Genomic DNA, 22,048 nt, shown 5'->3' with positions numbered 1-22,048 from the left:
TTTTTTTACAAAAATAGGATTATTTCTCTTTCATTAGAACCCTAATTTGCTAACTTTGTAACAAATCTATTTAAAATAAAATGGGTACAGAAATAAAACTCAAAGGTGACAAGGTCATCGAACAGATTCCTTCTATAAAAGACAAAGCGTTACGCATTAATTTAAACGAGAATATTTACGGAACATTTGCTGAAATTGGGGCTGGACAAGAAACGGTCAGGCATTTTTTCAGATCCGGAGGTTCATCGGGAACTATTGCAAAAGCAATGTCTGCCTATGACAAAGATTTTAGTGATGCCGTTTACGGAATCGAAAATGATGGACGCTACGTAACCGAAGAACGTTTAAAAAAAATGCTGACTCTTGAAGGTCAGATTATTGAAGAGCGTTTAAGCAGAGAAAAACATCCTACAAAACTTTTTTTCAGTTACGCCAATACTGTTGCCACAATAGATTTTGCCAAACAATTTAAAGGTCACGGATGGGTTGGAATTCGATACCAAATTGAACCTGACGAGGCTTACAACGAAATTATTCTGCACATTCGTTTTAAAGAAACTGATGCAAGACTTCAACAGGAAACACTGGGGATTTTAGGTGTAAACTTAATTTACGGTGCTTTTTACAAATACAACGATCCTAAAAGATTACTTCGCTATTTATACGATCACTTAGACAAAGACCAGCTCGAAATTGATACTATTAATTTCTCAGGACCTCGTTTTGCTGATGTTGATAACCGTTTAATGAGTTTACAACTGGTTAAAAACGGAATGACCGATGCGGTTATGTTTAACCCTGAAGGAAAAAACGTTTTACCTGCTGCTATTTTATACAAAAAGAATCTTCTTGCTTTTAGAGGAAGTTTTCGCCCTGTAACGAATGTAAACCTTGATATGTATGAGAAATCATTGAAAATGTTTCTTGAAGAAAATAAGGTTGAAAAAGACAATACTTTAGTTGTTTTTGAAATTACACTTTCGAATTTACGTTCTGATGGTGAAATTGATGAACGTGATTTTATGGACAGAGCGGAGTTGCTTTGTTCGTTAGGTCAGACTGTTATGATTTCTAACTTTCAGGAATATTATAAAGTAGTTGAATATTTTGCCAATTACACTAAAGCCCGTATGGGATTAGCGATGGGTGTAAATAATTTAATTGATATTTTTGATGAGAAATATTACCGTCATTTAAGTGGTGGAATTCTGGAAGCTTTCGGAAAATTATTTTACCGTGACATGAAGGTATTTTTATACCCAATGTTGGGCGAGAATGGGGAAATTATTACTTCAGATAATTTAAAGGTACATCCTAGAATGAAAGAGTTATACAAATTCTTTAAGTTCAACGGAAAAGTGGTTGATATTGTAGATTATAACCCTGAAATATTAAATGTATTCTCTCGTGAAGTCTTAAAAATGATCAGCCAGGGGAAATCCGGCTGGGAACCTATGCTTCCGTCAGGAGTTGCTGAAATTATAAAAGAACATCATCTTTTTGGTTATCATCCTCAAATAGAATTTGAACAAAATAATTAATTAAAAAGTCCCAAGTGAATTGGGACTTTTTTTTGTTTCAGGTTTTCTTTGTTTCAGGTTTCATGTTCTCGTATCTTGTCATTTCGAACGAAGGGAGAAATCGCACAGGAAATTCCGCACCTAATGTCGTCAATCTTTGCTGAATAAGGTGACAAACTTTGCGCTTCCAATCTTTGCCGATAAAACCTGAAGTTTGAAACCTGAAACAAAGAAAACCTGAAACAAAAGAAACTCTTTAAAGATTTATTTCAAAATCTGTGCTGCGTGTTCTTTGGTTTTTACTTGTGAGATCAACTCATCGATAATTCCGTTTTCATCAATTACGAAAGTGGTTCTGTGGATTCCGTCGTATTCTTTTCCCATGAATTTTTTAGGTCCCCAAATACCAAATGCATTAATTACCGATTTATCTTCGTCGGCTAATAAAGGAAAAGGTAATTCGTATTTGTCTTTGAATTTCAACTGTGCTTTCTGACTGTCAGCACTTACGCCAAGGAGTTCATAATTATTAGCTTTAAAACGTTCAAAATTATCTCTTAAATCACAAGCTTCTGCCGTGCAACCTGGCGTACTTGCTTTTGGATAAAAGAATACTACTAATTTTTTTCCTGCGTAATCTGCTAATTGATGTGTTTTTCCGTCTTGATCTACGGCTGAGAAATTTGGAGCTTTATCTCCTTTTTGTAATGTTGTCATATTTTGATTTTAGATTTTAGATTTTAGATTTTAGATTTTAGATTTTAGATTTTAGATTTTTGGATTGCGCATAATTCATAACTCACAATTAGCAATTCACAATTAGCAATTCACAATTCACAATTACTAAGCTGAATGAGGAGTTGAAACAGAAAGCTGGATTAGGCTCATCATTAAATTTATGTTATTTTTGCGACTCTAAAAATACGGAAATGAATAAAGAAGCTCGCGTACAATTTGTTATAAATACGTTAAAAGAACTCTACCCTACTATACCGATTCCATTAGATCATAAAGACCCTTACACGCTGTTGATTGCCGTTTTACTTTCGGCACAATGTACGGATGTGCGTGTGAACCAAATTACGCCGTTGCTTTTTGCAAAGGCTGATAATCCGTATGATATGATTAAAATGTCTGTGGAGGAAATCAAGGAAATTATTCGCCCTTGTGGTTTATCGCCTATGAAATCTAAAGGAATTCATGGTTTATCGCATATTTTAATTGATAAATACGATGGGAAAGTGCCGCAGAGTTTTGAAGCTCTTGAGTCTTTACCGGCTGTTGGACATAAAACTGCGAGCGTTGTGATGTCTCAGGCTTTTGGTGTTCCTGCTTTTCCTGTTGATACTCATATTCACAGATTGATGCACAGATGGAATCTTTCAAATGGTAAAAATGTGGTGCAGACTGAGAAAGATGCTAAAAGGTTGTTCCCAAGAGAAATATGGAATGATTTGCATTTACAAATTATCTGGTACGGACGTGAATATTCGCCTGCAAGAGGATGGAATTTAGAGAAAGATATTATTACGAGAACGGTGGGTAAAAAGTCTTTACTAGAAGAAGCTGCTAAAAAGAAAATCTAGCAGCTTCAATCTCATTTAATATTTTAATATTTATTTTACATACTGCTTTTCAAGGAATTATATTCGTTTGTCATATTAAGGGATCTGTATATTCCCAATAACGATTTTGTAGCACTTTCATTTTTTGGTTCAATTGTCAGGGCTTTTTTCAGATATGGAATGGCACTTTTTATAATTTCGTCTTTTTGAGCATCCAATACATCGTATTGTTTCATTTCCGAAGGACTGTTGCCCAAAGCAGCCATTTTATCGACTATTTGCTTTTTTTGTTCTATCTTAACATAAACGAGATTGATGTAACAATCCATACATTTTTCATTTGTTTGCAATGCTTCTTCGTAATATTTCTCTGCATTGCAATAATCATTGTTCTCCAGAAAGGCATATCCCAATGAAGTTAGAATTTCATCTTTTTTTGATGGGGGATAAAAGTTTCTTGGCTTTTCATACAACCCTTCCTTAACACTTATTTCTCTGGCGCTGATGGAAGTAAAAGATTCTTCTTCTTTTGTCTTTTTGTTTGTAGCATAAAAAAGCATTCCTTTTCCGGTATAATTTATTTTTTTAAGCTGCTCGAAATATTTGATTGACGTAGTATAATCTTTAGCTGACAATGAAGATGATGCAGCGTTGTAAAGATTTAAAGTATCTTTTTTGTCAAACAAATATACTTCGTAACTTTTATCTGAACTTTCTTTGAATTTTCCTGCTTTGTAATCATTATAGGCTCCATCTACTAATTTAGATTTCATTTCTTTTAGTGCAGAGCTTGCTTTGAAGGCAAATTTGTAAACACGAGATTCATTTTCATACAAAAGTACATCCTGATAGGCGCTTACTGCCAGGGAAAAATTTGTTGCAGCATCGGTATTTTTAGCAGCTAAATCTTTGCAGACATTTCCTTTTGTAAAAAAATATTCCGTTTTTACATCATCTGGTGCATTTATAATTTGGTATTCAATTTTTTTCAAAATTGCTAATGCTTCCTGATTTTTTCCTTTTGCATAATTAGCTTGTGCTTCTTTTAGCTCTTCTTTTTGAGCAAATGCAGTCATATTTAGCAATAACAGGAATGACACTATTTTTAGGTGATTTTTCATTTTGGTTTAGTTTGGTTGTTAAATATATTCTTATGGTTAAAAAGAAAAGATTTGTTCGCCAATACTATATTGTGACGAAAATAAATCTTTGTTTTTATATGTTTCTAGAAAACATCAAAACAAACAACAAACAAAACAAATTTAGGGTAGTTTTTCTTCATAAATTATTTGGCTTTTGGTTAAACATTTACTTACTAATTTTACTTATCGTTATGTATTTCAATTAATTGAAAGGTTTTTAATACAGAAATCTTCTATAAATTGTAATTTTATTGAATTAAAAATTACTTTTTAACCAAAATAAAACTAATTATTGAATAAATAAACAAAAATCACATAAAAGATGAAATTTTAACAAAATCACTGTTGGAATAATTAGAAAAAGGAAGCCATTATAAGGAGTAAATTTATAAAAATAGCTCAATGACAAGATATTATATATTTGCAAAAAGGCGTCAAAAAGTGTGAGACAAAAAAAAACTCACTACCTGTATTTGCATACAAATAGTGAGCTTTCAACCAAAACGACCATTTGGTTTTTCTTTCGAAATAAACATCCGACAAAAGTAGTGGGCTGTTTAATTAGCTATAATTTCAAAACTTTTTTCTTCAATTTTCACAATCGTTAAAGCTTGTGAGTAATTTAGTAAAAAAGAAACAACTTCTTTTTTAGGTTTTAAATCTTTAGAAGCTAATGCCTTTTTAGAGTAAATTTTCGCCATACTATCAAAAATGTTTTATAATAGTATAACGGGCTATTTATCAAAATAGTATTAGTTGGTTAAAATAATTTGATGTTTGTCAATTATTTTTCTTAAATTCATAAGGGCATATCTCATTCTTCCTAATGCTGTATTGATGCTAACCCCTGTAAGTTCAGATATTTCCTTGAAACTCATGTCCTGATACATACGCATTACTAAAACTTCTTTTTGATCTGACGGAAGTTCTTCAATAATCTTTTTTAAGTCCACTTCGACCTGATCAAAGATCATTTTGTTTTCTATGGTTAGTGAATCATCAGACATTACAGAAAAAATCGAAAATTCTTCGGTCTCTCTATACATTGGCATTTTTTTGGTTTTACGAAAGTGATCCACAATTAAATTGTGAGATATACGCATTACCCAAGGCAAAAATTTACCTTCTTCATTATAGGAATTACTTTTTAAGGTTTTAATTACCTTAATAAAAGTGTCTTGAAAAATATCGTTTGAAATATCTCTATCAGCAATCTTAGAATATATAAATCCATATATCTTAGACTCATGTCTCTTTATCAATGTCGAAAGGGCATTTTCATTGCCTTCAACATAATTTTTCACTAATAGAGCGTCTGGAATATGCAGATCAGCCATAATACTACTTTTTTTTAGTTCTGTTTTAAAATTTGGAGTAATTTTTTCTAAAAGTAGTTTTATTGTATAGGCGAATCGTTGATTTTAGGTTATGTTAATATTCTGACCAAATTTAACAAATTATTATTTTAAAAAGCAAACTAAATACAGAATATTTAACAATAAAAAGTTAATTTTTGCAGTACAGGTTTATTCACATGTATTTATTCATAAAAAACGATAAAAAACAGCAATCAATTTTAACTAAAAAACAAGATATAAAATACTTACAATTAAATAGTTAAGCTTTTATATCTTGTTCTGAAATTCTTTTTAAAACATTATTGATATACGCGGACATAATCAACATAAAACTTTTGGGGAAGTATGGTATCGTCCACTTCAGGACCTCCAAAATTTCCTCCTATTGCTAAATTTACAATAATATAAAACGGCTTATCAAAAGGCCATGTGTCTTCGTTTTTAATTTCGGGATTAAAGGTATAAACCAGTGTTTTATCAACAAAAAAGTCCATTTTATCTTTTGTCCATTCAATTGCATATACATGATATCCTTCTTCAATAGCAGGGAAAGCAGTTCGTTTTGTATTGATTGTATTTCCGTGACTGTCCTGTGTATGCAAGGTTGTATAAACCATATGAGGATCTCGCCCAATGTATTCTAATATATCTATTTCGCCAGTTTTGGGCCATTTTACGGCATCAATATTTGCTCCAAGCATCCAGAATGCCGGCCATAAACCATGACCAACGGGTAATTTTGCCCTGGCTTCGATTCTGCCGTATTTAAATTCTTTTTTTCCTTTTGTGGTGATTTTTGTTGATGTGTATGTATTGCCTTCTTTTCTGGCTTCGATAATTAAATTTCCATCTTTAATTACGTGGTTTGTTTTAGTGTAAATCTGTCTTTCATTATTTCCGTAACCGCATAAATCCGGACAGCCATCGCCAAGCTCGAAATTCCAGACGTTTTCATTTATTTCTTTTTTATTGAAAGTTTCTTCCCAGACCAGTTTTCGTTTTACCTGCTGCGCAAAACTAAAATAGCTAATCATTATTAATACCATTACTTTTTTCATACCATCACTTTAAATTTACAAAATAAGAAGGTCAGCCTTAAACTGACCTTCTCACTTCATTTTCTACTAATTAATTTAACCTATTGATATACTCTTACATAATCAATTTCCATTGAAGATTGTGTAAAAGCAGGATCAATATTACCGCCTAGATTCCCTCCCATTGCAACATTCAAAATTAAGAAAAAGTCGCTGTTAAAAGGCAATGAACCATCGTTAGGAACAGAATGAATTAAAACATCGTCTGCAAAAGTTTGTACTGATGCCGCACTCCAGACTGTTTTATAAACATGAAATTCTGTTGAAACATTTGGAATTGTTTTAGATCCAGTATTTCCATTTCCACCTGAATGTCCGGGATAATGAAGCGTGCTCAGAACCACATCCTGATTTTTGCCCACATGTTCCATAATATCTATTTCACCACAGGCTGGCCATGGTTTTGTTGCATAATTTTGTCCTAACATCCAGATTGCCGGCCATGTTCCAACACCTAGCGGAAGTTTGGCTTTGATTTCGACTTTACCATATGTAAAACTAAATTTACCGTCTGATTTTAATCGTGCCGAAGAATAATCTGCTCCGCCGGAAACTTCTTTTTTAGCGGTGATTTTTAAGCTTCCCCCCTGAACAATTACGTTGGTTGCTGAGTTGGTATAGTTTTGTTTTTCATTATTTCCCCAGCCGTTATCTCCTTTTCCTAAATCATACACCCATTTTGTGGCATCCGGAGCTCCATCTGTGTTAAACTCATCAGACCATACTAATTTTGTGAAATCTGAAGGCGGAGTCTGAGATGGTTTTGTTGTTGTAAAGGTATGATACCAGGCTAATGCAGGATTTCCTCCCATAACGGCTCTTACCACCATTCTGTTTGCTGTAATTGACAGGATTTCATAAGAATTCTGACCAATATAATAACCCATAAATCCATTATCAGAGAAATTCATTGTTGTACCTCTGGTTTGTGTAGCGTGATTGGGGTTTGCCATCACAAAAGATTCTGAAGGACTTAACGAAACTGTTTTTTTACCTCCCGTATTGTACGTCAGACAGGCATCATCAGGTGAACTTCCTCCTGCAACACTTGCAAAAGAAGCATTGAAAAATGTTGCCCCTCCATTATTTAATTCAAATTTCAATTGATCTCCGTCTAATGAGAAAGTCAATTCATTTCCATATAAACAGCTGCTTGCCGGCGATGCTGCTTTTTCAAAAGCTCCTGCGGAATAATAATTTGGATAATAATTTTTAGTAGCATCTCCATCATTTTGACCTACTCCTAAATGTCCTGGCTCAGAAGCTGAAAAATACCATTTTTTTGAGGATCCTCCGGTTAAAAGTGTAACTGCTTCATCATCTCTAAAATTACTTATTACTGTAACTTCTGTCGTTATGTTTGTGGCTACTCCTCCTCTTCCGGATGCAATTACGGTAACGGTATAGGTATTTACTCCTGTTTTTGTAAAACGTTTGGTAAATATTCCGCTTGGCGAATTTTCTGACGTACCGTCGCTAAAGGCATATTTATACGAAACAGCATTATCTCCTGTGGCAGTAAACTTAACCATTCCTGATCCGTCTCCGTTTGGAGCATCGGTTGTTTTACCAATAATTTCAGCTGTGACCTTAATATTGGTTGGGGCTGATAAATCTCCAAAAGAATAATCCTCATTTTGACAACTTATAGCAAATAGCATTGCAAAAAGCAGTACGAAGTATTTATTATATTTTTTCATTTTGTTCGTTTTTATAAAATGTAAATTCATTTAATCGATAAAGGTTTAGTTTCTATTTATGAAAATAAACGTTATCAATATAGACGGTATTCGCTCCGGAAGGATTTGCTGAATATATAAGCTGTGCGATATGAGCCCGTGTTGTTAATCCTGTAAAATCACTTAACGGAATATCTAAACTTACCCATGTTCCTTTTGCTGGTGCGGAGATTTTAATTTCATGTTCTTTATCATCTGCGCCTCCGTTATAAACACCATTAGCACCAAAATCGACTAATTTAATTCGGAATTCCGTAAAGTCAGCTGACCATACATCTACGTGAAAGTGTGTCATTCCTGATGCATCAATTGTTGCAGTGGGTTCAATACCTACAAAGTTTAAATCTGAGTATTTTTTTACTGCATTTCCTGCCACTGCTGTTTCTTCTAATGTAGCAGCTGACCAATCTGTGCGCCATGTTGCAACAGGAACATTTGTGTATGCATCACTAAACATTGAAATAACATCTGCAGCAGCTTTAACTGGCGTTGGCGCCGCAGTACTTAGTGCTTCTCCGTTTTTATAGAAATAAATATTATCTATATACACGTTCTTTCCTGCCGGAGCTCCCACCAATTTCAATTGAAAAATATCTGCTACTGTAAATCCATCCTGACTTGTAAATGCCGAAATTGGAATATCAATACTTGTCCATTGGTTTGCGGTCAGATCTTTTGATACTGCTCTTTCTCCATTTATTTTAGTACTGCTAATCAGGAATATATCTAATTTTGGTAAATCTGCTGTCCAGACATCCATGTGAATATAATCCATTGATGTAACATTTGCTTTTACACCATCTGCAAATGCAATTCCTTCATAATTTAAGTTTGTATAGTTCAGCATTTTATCTCCATTCAAATCAAATTCAGTATAACCGGTTGATTGCCCCCAATTTGGGAAGAAATCTGTTCCTGCTAAGTTTGTATATTTTGAACTGTAGATTGAAATCACATTTCCTGCCGGTCTGTTAGGCGGTGTTGGAGCAGAAGCTGTTGGGTTCAGGATTAATTTTGCCGTAAAATCAACTTTGTATTCTGTTGTTTTGATAGCGGCACTTTTTGATACTACACGAATACTGTAAACGCCCGGCTCTTTATAAGTATAGGAAACCGATTCGCCATTGTTTGCCGTAATAGGTTCGGGTTTTCCGGTTTCTCCAAAATAAACATCATAAAACAATGCAAAATCAGCCGTTGCTTTCAGGGTTACTTTATTGGATATGGAAACATCATTTGCAATTTCGACTTTTAAATTTGCCGGAGCTTTAAATGACACCATTACTTCTTTAGTAATTTGGGTTGTTTCTCCTGTAATTCCCATCGCGATAATTTTCGACTGATAAACACCTTCCTTATAAGTATGTGTCGTGGTGGTTCCTGATGCAAAATAATCTGAATCCGGTGTTCCGTCTCCGTAATTTATTTTGTATTGCGTAACACCTTCGCCAGTAGGAGTAAAAGTTACCTTACCGGTATTATCCTGGGTTACGGTGGTCAAAGCTGCTATATTTGCCGGTGCACTAAGCCCATCTAAATTAACATTGCTGTCATCGCTTTCACAACCCGAAAGCAGTGCTAAAACGAAAAGACTTATTATAAAATGTATTTTTTTCATGATCGTATTTTTTTAATATCCAGGATTTTGTTGCCAGTTTCCGTTTGCAAATTGAATTTCTTCAATTGGTAATGGAAATAATTCGTTTTTATTTGCGGTAAACCCGGGAATTTTGCCCACTGCTTTTCCTGTTCTTACTAAATCAAAGAAACGATGTCCTTCGCCAAAAAGTTCTACTCTTCTTTCGGCTAAAATAAAATCTGTTAAAGCTGCTCCGGAAGCTGCAATGTCATGGTTGGTATCGCCAAAAGCACGTCTGCGAACCTGATTTAAATAGGTTCTTGCTTTTGTATCATCGATTGCTCCGCGATTGTATGCTTCTGCAGCCATTAATAAAACATCGGCGTAACGTATTGCTCTGTAATTATTCGGGTTTGTCAGGTTTAAATCTCCCTGAGCATCGGCACTTCTTTTTCTCGGAAGGTATTTTCGATTAAAATAACCTGTGTCTTCATTTCCTTTTCCGTAACTAACGCCTTTTCCTCCATCAAATGAAGCGTTGGCAGCAGCAAAAGCTACCATATCAAGTATGGCAACATCTTTGCGTTTGTCGCCAACTTCAAAAGCATCGGCACTTTCTTTGGTTGGGATGTTAAAACTAAATCCTGAAGAAAAAAGCGGTCCTGAAAAATTTCTTATTCCGCTAAAACCAACCGCGACGTTTCCTTCACTACATTGTAAGCAAGTAAATCCTGCACCTTCAACATCTGTATATTGTACTTCAAAAACAGATTCTGTTCCGTTTTCTCCTGCTAATTCAAACATTTCATTATAATCTGCCTGTAAAGTGTATTTTCCTGAAGTTATTACTGCATCAAGAATACTAGCCGCTTGTACAAATTTACTTTGATACAAATATGCTTTGCCTAATAATGCCTGAGCAGCACCTTTAGTTACACGGCCTTTTTGAGATGCAGTTGGAGATAAATTTGCAACAGCAAAGGTTAAATCAGCTTCGATTGAAGCATAAACTTCTGCAACTGATGAACGCGGGGTTGTTTTTTCATCTCCAATTTTAAATCTTGCATCTCCTTTCATCGGGATTCCACCAAACCATTTCACTAACTCAAACTGGTAATATGCTCTAAGAAAACGTGTCTCTGCAATAAGCTGGTTTTTTCCCTCAAAATCTGTTTTATCTTTAAATTCAAGAATATAATTGGCTCTTTGAACTCCTGCAAACATCCAGTTCCAGATATCTCTTAGATTGCTGTTTGTCTGAGTATGGATCATATCGTCTATTTGCTGAAAACCTATAACATCTGTTGGGCTTTCTCCTCCTGCTAATGTATTATCTGAGGCAATTTCGCCTAATAAAACATTTACGTATGAGGATTGAAGCAAATCATAAGCAGCAATTAAGGCTTGTTCATAATCTGCTTTTGAGTTAAAATAATTTTCAGAATCTATCGAATATTCTACTTTTGGATCTACAAACTCGTCTGAACAGGAAATACTTATTGTCGAGAAGAGTGTTAGCGTTATAATGGTTGTAAATAAATATTTTTTCATTTTAACTGAAATTAAAAATTAATGTTTAAGCCCAATAAATAGGTTCTTGGAACAGGATAAAATCCGTAGTCAATTCCGCCCCCAACAGGCGCTCCGCTTGAGGCTCCCGGATCAAAACCTTTGTATTTTGTAAATGTGTATAAATTATTTACTCCTGCATAAAGTCTTAACTTTGTTATTCCGGCTTTTTGAGATATCGTTGGATTAAGTGTATATCCTAATTGTACATTCTGGATTCTTAAATAAGAAGCATCTTCAACAAAATAATTCGAAAAAACATTGTTTGCCGTCGCTCCTGTTGTCACTCTTGGTGTTGTGTTTGTAGATCCTTCTCCTGTCCATCTGTCTAAAACATAATCTAAACGATTAGCATCTGATAAAGTTCTTTCATAATTGCGAACCATATCGTTCCCAACCGAGGCAAAAGTATAAACAGCAAAATCAAGATTTTTGTAGTTTAACTGTAAATTGAATCCCATTGTAGCATCCGGAATTGGATCCCCAATATTGGTTTTATCTTTAATATCAATTACACCATCACCATTTACATCAACATAACGAAGATCTCCGGGAGCTGCATTTGCACCTAAAGCCAATTGCGAAGGATGTGCATCAATTTCTGACTGATTCTGGAAAATTCCATCGGTTTGATATCCGTAAAAATAGCCTAAAGGTTTTCCTATTTCCATTCGTGATGGTGCTGGCTGTCCTACTCCAAATGCTCCGCCTTCAATAAAACCTGTTCCATTATTTACTTCTAACACCTCATTTTTAAGAAAGGTTACATTGTATCCTATGCTAAAAGAAAAAGAATCTGAGATTTTATCTTTGTAATCAATTGCAAATTCAACTCCTGAGTTTCTTACAGATCCTGCATTTAATGTTGGCGCACTTGCACCAGGAGCACCAATTCCTGTAATTCCCGAAACCGGAATATTCGGGATCAATAAATCTTTTCTGGTATCGATAAAATAATCTGCAACGATGGATATTTTGTCGTTTAAAAGATTTACATCTAAACCAACATCAAACTTTTTTGCTTCTTCCCATTTTAAATCAGGATTTGGCACTTGTCCTGTCGCCGTTCCGTTTACTAATGTTCCATCAAAAACGTAAGTTGCCTCACCTGATAAAAGTCCTAAATAACCGTAATTTGGGATTTGATCGTTTCCTAAAGTTCCATAACTGGCTCTTAATTTTAAGAAGCTAATAGTTTTAGAATCTCCGAAGAAACCTTCCTTAGAAACTACCCAACCTCCTGTAAATGACGGAAAGTATCCTACTTTGTTGCCTGGTCCAAATTTAGTGGAGGAATCGCGACGAAGCATTGCTGATAATAAATATTTCCCGTTATAATCATACTGAAGTCTTCCAAAATAAGATAATCTTCGTTGATCGTATACATAGGAGCTATTGGTTAAAGTTGCCGAAACTCCTTTGGTCAAGGATATATCTGCGAAATCCCATGAATTATTAGGAACATCAAAACCAGTGGCATAAAGTCCGTTCCCCCATTCTTTAAAAATAGTTGTACCTACAGTTCCTGTAATGTTATGTTTATCTGCGATTTTTGTATTGTAAGTTCCAAAAAGGTCAAACGAATAATTATTATCATTTACAGCGCCCTGAGTCACTGAACTTCTTTGAACATCAAACACTTTTCCGCCATAACTAATTTGTTTGCCAAAGGTTTTTGATTCACTGTTTGAAGTATTAAAACCTATTGAACTTGATAATACAAAACCTTTGAAAATTTTATAATCCAATCCAAAATTTCCGTTCAGTTTTTTATAATTATAATCATTATAGGTATTCGCTATTTGTGCTAAAGGATTGATAATTTCGTTTCCTAATCCTGTAGTATTCGGAACTAAGGTAAAATCTCCATTTGCATCATAAGGGCTTAATGTTGCCGGAACATTTAATGCATTGAATAAAACCGATCCTAAGCCGTTTTCGTTTAATGTATTTCTTGTAAAATAAGTATAGATTACGTTGGTTTTCAATTTGAATTTATCACTCAAATCAGCCGTCAAACCTAATCTTGCAGTATTTCTTAAAAAACCTGACTTGTCGCCCCCTACAATTCCTTCCTGATCTAAATGTGAACCACTTATGGAGTAAGCAATTTTTTCTGACCCTCCGGAAATTGTTAAATCATTACTAATGATTGGAACTCCTTTTTTGAAAACTTCATCTTGCCAGTTTGTCCCTTTACCTAAACCGCTTACATTTGGATAAGGAATTGGTTTCCCGCTATTTGCATAACTTTCGTTTAATAAAAGACCATATTCTGTAGCGTTTAGTGTAGGTAATTTTCTGGACGTTTCCTGAAATCCTGTATAGCTATTAAAAGATATTTTTGTTTTAGAATTTTTCTTTCCCATTTTGGTTGTAACCAAAATGATTCCGTTTGCTCCAATTGTACCGTAAATAGCCGCCTGAGCATCCTTTAATACAGTAATAGTTTCAATATCATTAGGATTAAGTAATGACAAATCTCCCACATAACCGTCAATAATAGTGGTAGGTCTGTTTTCACCATTTGTCGCTATACCACGAATACGAATGTCTAATGGTGCTCCCGGCGCTCCGGATTGAGTGGTTACATTTACTCCTGACATTGTACCTTGCAATGCCTGCTCAATTCTTGCCGGTTTCAGGAGATCAAGTGTTTTACTGTCAACAGTAGAAACTGCTCCGGTTACTTCTCTCTTTTTTTGAGTTCCGTAACCAATAACTACAACTTCATCAAGAGATCTTGAATCGTCGGTCATTTTAACTGTTATTTTGGTTCCTGAAACTGCAACTTCCTGCGTTTTAAAACCTACATAACTGAAAACAATAATGGTTCCTTTAGGAACTGCTGATAATTTAAACGATCCGTCAAAGTCTGTGGTTGTACTTTGTGAGGAACTTTTAACTTTTACATTCACGCCCGGCAGTGATAAACCTGAGCCATCTAGTACTGTACCGCTTACATCAAAAGTTTGCGAAAATGCAAATGATGTACACAATAATAGTACGGTTAGTAATAATTTGGATTTCATAATTAGTTAGTTTTTATTGAAGCTAAATTTATCTTATCGCTTTAGGAAAACGATAAATTTAACCACAACAAAAAACATACATCTCAAAAAAACCTTGACAAATTAGCAATACCTTAAAATAAACCCCTATTTAACTATAAATTACGAATGTTAATTTCTTTAACAAATTAGCACGAATTTCCTAATACAACGTTAATGTTGTGGTAATGTATAGTTTTTTTAGAGCTCTTTTTGGTTTCCTATACAGACAGGATATATTCGACTAAACCGATTTCGTGCTGTAAATCCATTTTTTTACGCAAACGATATCTTTTAATCTCTACACTTCGAACTGAGATATTGAATAAAGGAGCAATTTCTTTTGAGGAAAGGTTCAATCGCAAGTAAGCGCACAATCTCAAATCATTTGGAGTAAGCAACGGATGAAGCTGTTTTATTCTTTTTAAAAAATCTTTATCTGCATTATCGAATGCCTCCTTAAAGACATTCCAGGAATCTTCCTCAGTAATATTTTTATTAATGGTGCTTATAACTGATTTGATATTATTGCTATCGTTTTGAGTTGTCTTTTTTAAATCTTCTTTTATAAAAGCCAGTAATTCGTTTTTACTGTTTAAGCTCATTGTTGAAACCGCCAGTTCACGGTTTTTATTATCAACGTCCTGAGAAAGCTGTTCGTTTCTAAGCTTCATTAATTGTTGTTCGTTTTCCAGCTCCTTAATCTCTAACAATAGATTGTTTTCTTCGATTAATTTCTCTTTTTGCTTGTGATAATAATTGAGATAGGCTTTATTAATAAAATACGCTAATACAAACATTAAAAGGAAGTAAACAAACCACGCAAAATTAGTTACATACCACGGTTTTAAAACTACAAATGTATAGGTCGCGGTATTTTGTAAAATGGTGTTGGCATATTTTGCTCTTACTTTAAACGTATATTTTCCAGGCGAAAGGTTTTTAAAGTTTACCGTTGCTTTTGTACTCCATTCGCTCCAGTCATTCTGGAAACCTTCTAATAAATACTGATATTCTGAGTTGATGTATTTATTGTATTCAGGAACGGTGTAATTTAAAGTGATGTTATTTTCATTTGATTTGAAACTTCCTTCGTTTTGAATCGCCACATTTTGTAAAATCTCATTTTGTTTGTTGATTGTAATATCAGTTATAAAAACGGTATAATTTTTAAAACTCAAATCATCAATATTCAATGTATAATAACCATCGGTTGTGCCTATTAAGTAAGTCGATTTTGAAATTTGTGTAATATTTTCAAATCCTAACATTGAATTGGTCAATGAGGACGGAATCGGAATTACATTTTGCTTTAACTGATTGCTCAATTTACTGGCAGAAAAGTAGTGAATGTAGTTTTTAGAAAATAACCAGATTTTGTTTGAATTGTCTACGATTAATTTTCCGGATGTATATTCGTCTTTTTCGAAAATAGAACTTAATAAATTGTCTTTTTTAAAGAGTTTTGTGTTTTGGTTTAGTTTGAAAATTCCACCTTTATAAGCATAATAAATCTGATTATTGAATTTGGTCAAACTTGCATTTTTTCCCTTTTGAGGCGATTTATACGTGTAGAAACCATGCGTTTTTAATAATGATTTATCGAGTTTTAATCTAAAAATACCTTTGTATTCGTGGCTGACATACACATCAAAATTATTGGAGATTTCAAAATAACGCGATGAATAATTAAAACCTTGTATTTTATTTTTGAAAACCCACTGATTGTTTACTTTTTCCAAAACCGAAATTCCGTAATAATTTCCCTGAAGCAGTTGGTTTTTGTTATTAGGAACGGCTTCAAATTTCCACGTTCCGGATCCCGAAAATATAGTATGTGCCGACTCATTTGTTACAATAAAAGTTCCAGAATCATGTCCGCAGAAAAGTGTATTGTCATATACAAAAAGTGACCAAACCTGCCCTTTTGTTCCGTTGATGAATTTAAATTCTGAATTGCTTTGAATGCTTTTACAAAATAATCCCTGATTAGTTCCCACATACAATAAGCCATTAAAAGTTGCTGATGCGTAAACGGTTCCTAAAACCCCGGTATCATCTGTAAAACTATGTACGGGCGAATTGATATTAATGCAATTGATTCCATTGTCAAGTCCCGCCCATAAATTCTGGTCTTTATCTTCAAAAAGGGACAAAGCGGTATTATTGCTTAAACCTTTACTTTGCGAAATATGGTATTTTAGTTTTCCTTTATCAGATAAAATAAAAATTCCGTTTGAAACCGTTCCCAATGCAAAACTTCCGTCTTGCAAAAGCTGACTGCTGTACACAAAACTTGATTTTAAATCCGCATCAACATCTGTTGTAAAACGAGTTAGATTATTTCCTGATAATTTATAGATTCCGTCTAATTGGGTTTGGATCAGTAAACAATCTTCTGCCGTAAAGACATTTACAATCGTGAATTTTTTTAGAATCGGATTATCCGAAACTAATTTTGCTTTTCCGCTTTCTATTTCAAAAAGTCCTTCTTTTATGGTTTGAAAATAAATAGCATTTTTATTGGCGAACGATTTTACAACGCCATTTTTTGGTGCAATAATTTTAAATTTTCCGGTTTTAGTGTCATAAATGTAGATTCGGTTTAAGGATTGAAATAAAATCCATTGATCGTATTTAAGAATATTCCAAAACTGTTCGTCGTCTAAAATCTTATTTTTTATTGTATTGCTAAGGGAAGTATATTTTAATTTACCATTATTTTGTCTTGTCCAGTATCCAAAATTCATATAACTGCCTGTATAAATTTTGCTGCCAATTACTTTTACAGATCGCATTATGGTTTCGTCCGGCGTGGGATATAATTGCCAGTTGGTACCGTTATATTCTAAAAGTCCGTCGTTATTAGCAAAATACAAATAGTTTTGATCGTCCTGAGATATCATCCAACTTTGATTTCCCGCACCATAAACAGCCGATGAATATTTAATAATAGGCGGAAACTCCTGCGAAAACAGGATAAAACTGATCAAAAAAAATAGTAGGGAAAATTTAGTTTTCAAATTGAGCCGTGGTATTAATTTAGTGTAAAAACAGTTCTAAAATAGCTTATTTTATAATGTAATAACACGTTGGGCAAAATTATTTTTAAGCTCTAAAATAAATTTGCCACAGATTTTTTAGATTAAAATGATGAATGCTGTAATTTTTTTTGCCACGAATTACACTAATTTTCACGAATTATATTCTTTTAAACTTGATGATGTAGATTTATAAATATGCCACAGATTAAAATGATTTAGATTATTATTTTTTTTGCCACGAATTACACTAATTTTCACGAATTATATTCTTTTACACTTGATGATGTATATTTAAAAATATGCTACAGATTAAAATGATTTAATGTGTTGTGTTTTTTTACCACAAATTGCACAAATTAGCACAAATTGAATTCGTGAAAATTCGTGAAATTCGTGGCAAACATTTTAATCTCTTTAATCTGTGGCGCTCAGTAAAATGTGCTTTTGAGTAAAAACTGAGACTAAAAACTAAAAACCGGCACTGAACCTAACGCAATTAGTTAAAATTTGGAACAATTGCATTAACAAAATTCAGTTCAAAATTGATTACTTTTGTAAAAATTGACTTTTTTTATGAAAATTGATCTTTCGACACTCGACCCAAAACATAATATTATAATTAAAGGAGCGCAGGTACATAATTTAAAAAATGTAGATGTTGCTATTCCCAGAAATAAACTTGTTGTCATCACAGGACTTTCAGGATCAGGTAAATCAAGTTTGGCTTTTGATACTTTGTATGCCGAAGGACAACGCCGCTACGTGGAGAGTTTATCCTCTTACGCGCGTCAGTTCCTGGGTCGTTTAGACAAGCCAAAAGTGGAGTATATAAAGGGTATTGCGCCGGCAATTGCTATTGAGCAAAAGGTGAATACTACGAACGCGCGTTCAACAGTTGGAACTTCAACCGAAATCTACGATTATGTTAAACTTTTATTCGCAAGAATTGGTCGTACGTATTCGCCAATTTCAGGACTGGAAGTGAAAAAAAACACCGTTACAGATGTTGTTGCCGATGTGAAAACTTTGGAATTAGACAGTAAATGGATGCTTCTTGCTCCTATTCATTTAGAGGAAGGACGAAAATTAGAAGATAAACTAAAAGTATTGCTGCAGCAGGGTTTTGCCCGTATTTTAGTGAATAATGAAATGGTTCGTCTGGATGATTTCACGCCTACGGATCTTCATAAACTTGACAATAAAGATATCTTATTAATCATTGACAGAATTGTGGTTAAAGAGGAAGAAGAGTTTTATAATCGTCTTGCTGACGCTGTGCAAACTGCTTTTTTTGAAGGAAAAGGGATTTGCTATTTACAGGAAGTAGGCTCAGATAAAAAATTCACGTATTCAAATAATTTTGAACTTGACGGGATTACCTTTCTGGAACCGAATGTTCATTTATTTAGTTTTAATAATCCTTACGGAGCTTGTCCGGTTTGTGAAGGTTACGGAAATATCATAGGCATTGATGCTGATTTGGTAATTCCTAATACCTCTTTATCGGTTTTTGAAAGTGCTATTTATCCGTGGAGAGGCGACAGTATGAGCTGGTATAAAGATGAATTGATAAAACATGCATACAAATTTGATTTTCCAATTCACAAGCCTTTCTTTGAACTTTCAGAAGATCAAAAAGATTTAATCTGGAAAGGAAATCAATATTTTCAAGGTCTTAACGGTTTCTTTAAAGAACTGGAAGAAAAAAATTATAAGATTCAAAATCGTGTCATGTTATCGCGTTATCGCGGAAAAACAAAATGTCATGCTTGTCGCGGAAAACGTTTACGCATTGAAGCTTCTTACGTAAAAATCAACGGTAAAACGGTTTCAGATTTAGTTGATTTACCTATTAAACATTTGGTTACTTTTTTTAAAAACATAGATTTAAATGTTTACGAACAGCAAATCGCGAAACGTTTAATGGTTGAAATCAACAACCGTTTGTCATTTTTGACGGAAGTTGGTTTGGATTATCTGACTTTAAACCGAAACTCTGCAACGCTTTCCGGTGGAGAATCACAACGTATTAATCTCGCGACTTCTTTAGGGAGCAGCCTGGTTGGATCAATGTATATTCTGGATGAGCCAAGTATTGGTTTACACCCAAAAGATTCTGAACGACTGATTAAAGTTTTGCTTTCGCTTCGTGATTTAGGAAATACCGTAATTGTGGTAGAACATGATGAAGATATCATGAAAGCTGCAGATATGATTATAGATATTGGTCCGGAAGCAGGAACTTTTGGCGGTCATTTAGTGGCTCAGGGAACTTATGACGAAATATTAAAATCAGATTCGTTAACGGCAAAATACCTTAACGGAGATTTAGAAATTTCGGTTCCTAAAAAAAGACGTAAATTCAAAAATCATATTGATATTATTGGCGCCAGAGAAAATAATCTAAAAAATATCAACGTTACTTTTCCTCTTGATGTTCTTACTGTAATTACAGGAGTTTCAGGAAGTGGAAAAAGTACGCTGATTAAGAAAATTTTATTTCCGGCAGTACAAAAGAAACTGGAAAACGCATCTGAAAAAGCTGGTCAGTTTAGTGAAATAAAAGGCTCTTTTTCTCAGATAAAACATATTGAATATGTAGATCAAAATCCAATAGGTAGAAGTTCAAGATCAAATCCTGTTACTTATATCAAGGCTTATGATGATATTAGAGATTTATATGCAAAAGAAAAATTATCAAAAATAAGAGGTTATCAGGCAAAACATTTTTCTTTTAACGTTGACGGAGGTCGTTGCGAAACCTGTAAAGGAGAAGGCTCAATAAACGTTGAGATGGTTTTTATGGCAGATGTTTCGCTGCCTTGTGAAACTTGTGGCGGAAAACGATTCAAAAAAGAAATTTTAGAAATAACTTTTGATGACAAAAATATCAATGATATTCTAACAATGACTATTGATGATGCGATTGCATTTTTTGATAAAAACAAACAAACAAAAATTACGCAGAAACTACAGCCATTGCAAGATGTTGGTTTAGGATATGTACAGTTAGGACAATCTTCGTCAACGCTTTCCGGTGGTGAAGCGCAACGTATTAAACTGGCTTCGTTTTTAGTAAAAGGTGCTACAAAAGATAAAGCTTTATTTGTTTTTGATGAACCTACAACAGGTTTACATTTTCATGATATCAAGAAATTATTAGCTTCTTTTGATGCTTTGATAGAAAAAGGACATTCGATTATTGTAATTGAACACAATCTTGATCTTATAAAATGTGCGGACTGGATTATTGATTTAGGTCCTGAAGGTGGAGAAAACGGCGGACATTTACTTGCCGAAGGAACGCCCGAAGATGTTGCTAAAGAAAAGAAATCTGTGACCGGGATTTATTTGAAGGATAAACTTTAGAAAAAAGGTTCTGAGTTACTGAGTGGCTAAGTTGCTGAGATTTTAAGATTTTTCTATGGAATTTCTTATGAAGTTTCTTGGAAAGATGATTCTCGTTCCTCGGATATCATCTTTGTCAAAATAAAATCTGCTCAATCTTCAAAATCTGCGAAAATAAAAACCAAATCCAGTATGAAAAAGATTTGTTATTATCACAGAAATCGGATTATTCATGCCAAGCAAGATTTTAAAGCATACAATTTGTGCCGTTAAGCACTAAATATTGGTAGTTAATATGAATTGGAATAAATATAGCGTGCCGTAGGTATGCAATATTTATCATTGTGTTGCGTACCTGCGGCACGCCAATGCATTTTAATCTATACTAACTACCAATATTTAGTGCCTAACGGCACATTTCATAAGCCTGACATATTATAAATAAAAAAATTCCAAATTCCAATGATATAATTATTGGAATTTGGAATTTTTCGTTTGTGATTTAAATTTTTTAAGCAACTAAACATCTTTCTTCAAAAGGGAAACCATCTTCATCAATGGCAACTAATACTTTTTTTTGTTTTGAAGCCTCAATCGTCAGATAAAGCCATGCAAATGACCATAATCCTAAGGTCAGACAAAAAATAATGAAATTTAAACCGTGATTGACTACTTTTCCGCCTTTTGATAGGACAGCAAAAAGGAATTCATCATTTCTTTCTTCTAATGTAAATCCGTTATGAACTTTGTGGGATATCATATTAGAGAACACTTGTAAGCTTTGCTCCTGACTCAGTTCATTGTTTTTCATAATCATTCATTAAACAAATTAATCCAAATACTACTACATTTACTTTACAAATTTTTATTTTTTTGTAAAGTGTTATAATCTTAAGAACAGTACTTTATTCGCTTTTATTGTATTAAGTAAGATATTTTTTATGTTAAAAAGCGAAGTGTTGCCAAATTCTCAGATAAAGTTAATTTTTATAAAATTAACTGCAAAACAACGACTGTTAAATTTTTAAGATTAATAG

The 22,048-nt window shown here is 33.7% G+C and carries 14 protein-coding genes; 3 read left to right on the top strand and 11 right to left on the bottom strand.

Annotation, left to right across the window (positions count from 1 at the left end; all coding sequences use genetic code 11):
- The first annotated feature begins 80 nt into the window (after positions 1-80).
- Positions 81-1,541 carry a TonB-dependent receptor gene (locus tag ACHRVX_RS01940; RefSeq protein ID WP_395328465.1) on the top strand — a complete coding sequence of 487 codons (1,461 nt, stop codon included), beginning with the start codon at positions 81-83 and terminating at the stop codon, positions 1,539-1,541.
- Between the two features lie 243 nt (positions 1,542-1,784).
- On the opposite strand, the gene bcp is transcribed toward ACHRVX_RS01940, so the two are convergent.
- Positions 1,785-2,237, bottom strand: coding sequence for a thioredoxin-dependent thiol peroxidase (gene bcp, locus ACHRVX_RS01935; protein ID WP_395328463.1), 453 nt, complete (start codon positions 2,235-2,237; stop codon positions 1,785-1,787).
- A gap of 212 nt (positions 2,238-2,449) precedes the next feature.
- Between bcp and nth the strand changes: the two genes are divergently transcribed.
- Positions 2,450-3,106, top strand: coding sequence for an endonuclease III domain-containing protein (gene nth, locus ACHRVX_RS01930; RefSeq protein WP_395328460.1), 657 nt, complete (start codon positions 2,450-2,452; stop codon positions 3,104-3,106).
- A gap of 35 nt (positions 3,107-3,141) precedes the next feature.
- Here nth and ACHRVX_RS01925 read toward each other — a convergent pair whose 3' ends face one another.
- The 9 genes from ACHRVX_RS01925 to ACHRVX_RS01885 all read right to left on the bottom strand — a co-directional run bounded on the left by ACHRVX_RS01925 (position 3,142) and on the right by ACHRVX_RS01885 (position 17,642).
- Positions 3,142-4,206, bottom strand: a complete 1,065-nt coding sequence (locus tag ACHRVX_RS01925) for a tetratricopeptide repeat protein (protein ID WP_395328457.1) — start codon at positions 4,204-4,206, stop codon at positions 3,142-3,144.
- 578 nt (positions 4,207-4,784) lie between these two features.
- Complete coding sequence (locus ACHRVX_RS01920; RefSeq protein ID WP_165571330.1) at positions 4,785-4,928, bottom strand: hypothetical protein; 144 nt, start codon at positions 4,926-4,928, stop codon at positions 4,785-4,787.
- 51 nt (positions 4,929-4,979) lie between these two features.
- On the bottom strand, positions 4,980-5,564 hold the full coding sequence (locus tag ACHRVX_RS01915) for an RNA polymerase sigma factor (protein ID WP_395328454.1): 585 nt from the start codon (positions 5,562-5,564) through the stop codon (positions 4,980-4,982).
- Between the two features lie 320 nt (positions 5,565-5,884).
- Positions 5,885-6,643, bottom strand: a complete 759-nt coding sequence (locus tag ACHRVX_RS01910) for a family 16 glycosylhydrolase (protein ID WP_395328451.1) — start codon at positions 6,641-6,643, stop codon at positions 5,885-5,887.
- 80 nt (positions 6,644-6,723) lie between these two features.
- Positions 6,724-8,382 (bottom strand): family 16 glycosylhydrolase, encoded by a 1,659-nt coding sequence (locus ACHRVX_RS01905; protein WP_395328448.1) that lies wholly within the window; start codon positions 8,380-8,382, stop codon positions 6,724-6,726.
- A gap of 52 nt (positions 8,383-8,434) precedes the next feature.
- On the bottom strand, positions 8,435-10,039 hold the full coding sequence (locus tag ACHRVX_RS01900) for a hypothetical protein (protein WP_395328445.1): 1,605 nt from the start codon (positions 10,037-10,039) through the stop codon (positions 8,435-8,437).
- A 12-nt stretch (positions 10,040-10,051) separates the two neighbouring features.
- Entirely contained in the window at positions 10,052-11,551 is a 1,500-nt protein-coding gene (locus ACHRVX_RS01895; RefSeq protein WP_395328443.1) for a RagB/SusD family nutrient uptake outer membrane protein, read from the bottom strand.
- A gap of 11 nt (positions 11,552-11,562) precedes the next feature.
- Positions 11,563-14,601 carry a SusC/RagA family TonB-linked outer membrane protein gene (locus tag ACHRVX_RS01890; RefSeq protein ID WP_395328440.1) on the bottom strand — a complete coding sequence of 1,013 codons (3,039 nt, stop codon included), beginning with the start codon at positions 14,599-14,601 and terminating at the stop codon, positions 11,563-11,565.
- A gap of 239 nt (positions 14,602-14,840) precedes the next feature.
- A complete protein-coding gene (locus tag ACHRVX_RS01885) occupies positions 14,841-17,642 on the bottom strand; it encodes a triple tyrosine motif-containing protein (protein WP_395328437.1) in 2,802 nt (933 codons plus the stop codon).
- A 594-nt stretch (positions 17,643-18,236) separates the two neighbouring features.
- Here ACHRVX_RS01885 and uvrA point away from each other — a divergent pair.
- Positions 18,237-21,032 carry an excinuclease ABC subunit UvrA gene (uvrA, locus tag ACHRVX_RS01880; RefSeq protein WP_395328434.1) on the top strand — a complete coding sequence of 932 codons (2,796 nt, stop codon included), beginning with the start codon at positions 18,237-18,239 and terminating at the stop codon, positions 21,030-21,032.
- 490 nt (positions 21,033-21,522) lie between these two features.
- Here the strand turns inward: uvrA and ACHRVX_RS01875 are convergent, their stop codons facing one another.
- Positions 21,523-21,822, bottom strand: a complete 300-nt coding sequence (locus ACHRVX_RS01875) for a hypothetical protein (protein WP_395330275.1) — start codon at positions 21,820-21,822, stop codon at positions 21,523-21,525.
- Between the last annotated feature and the right edge of the window lie 226 nt (positions 21,823-22,048).

The sequence above is a fragment of the Flavobacterium sp. FlaQc-47 genome, assembly GCF_044006475.1.
GTDB lineage: Bacteria > Bacteroidota > Bacteroidia > Flavobacteriales > Flavobacteriaceae > Flavobacterium.
The sequence above is the reverse complement of the archived record's forward strand: the minus strand, read 5'-3'. Positions and strand labels throughout refer to the sequence as shown.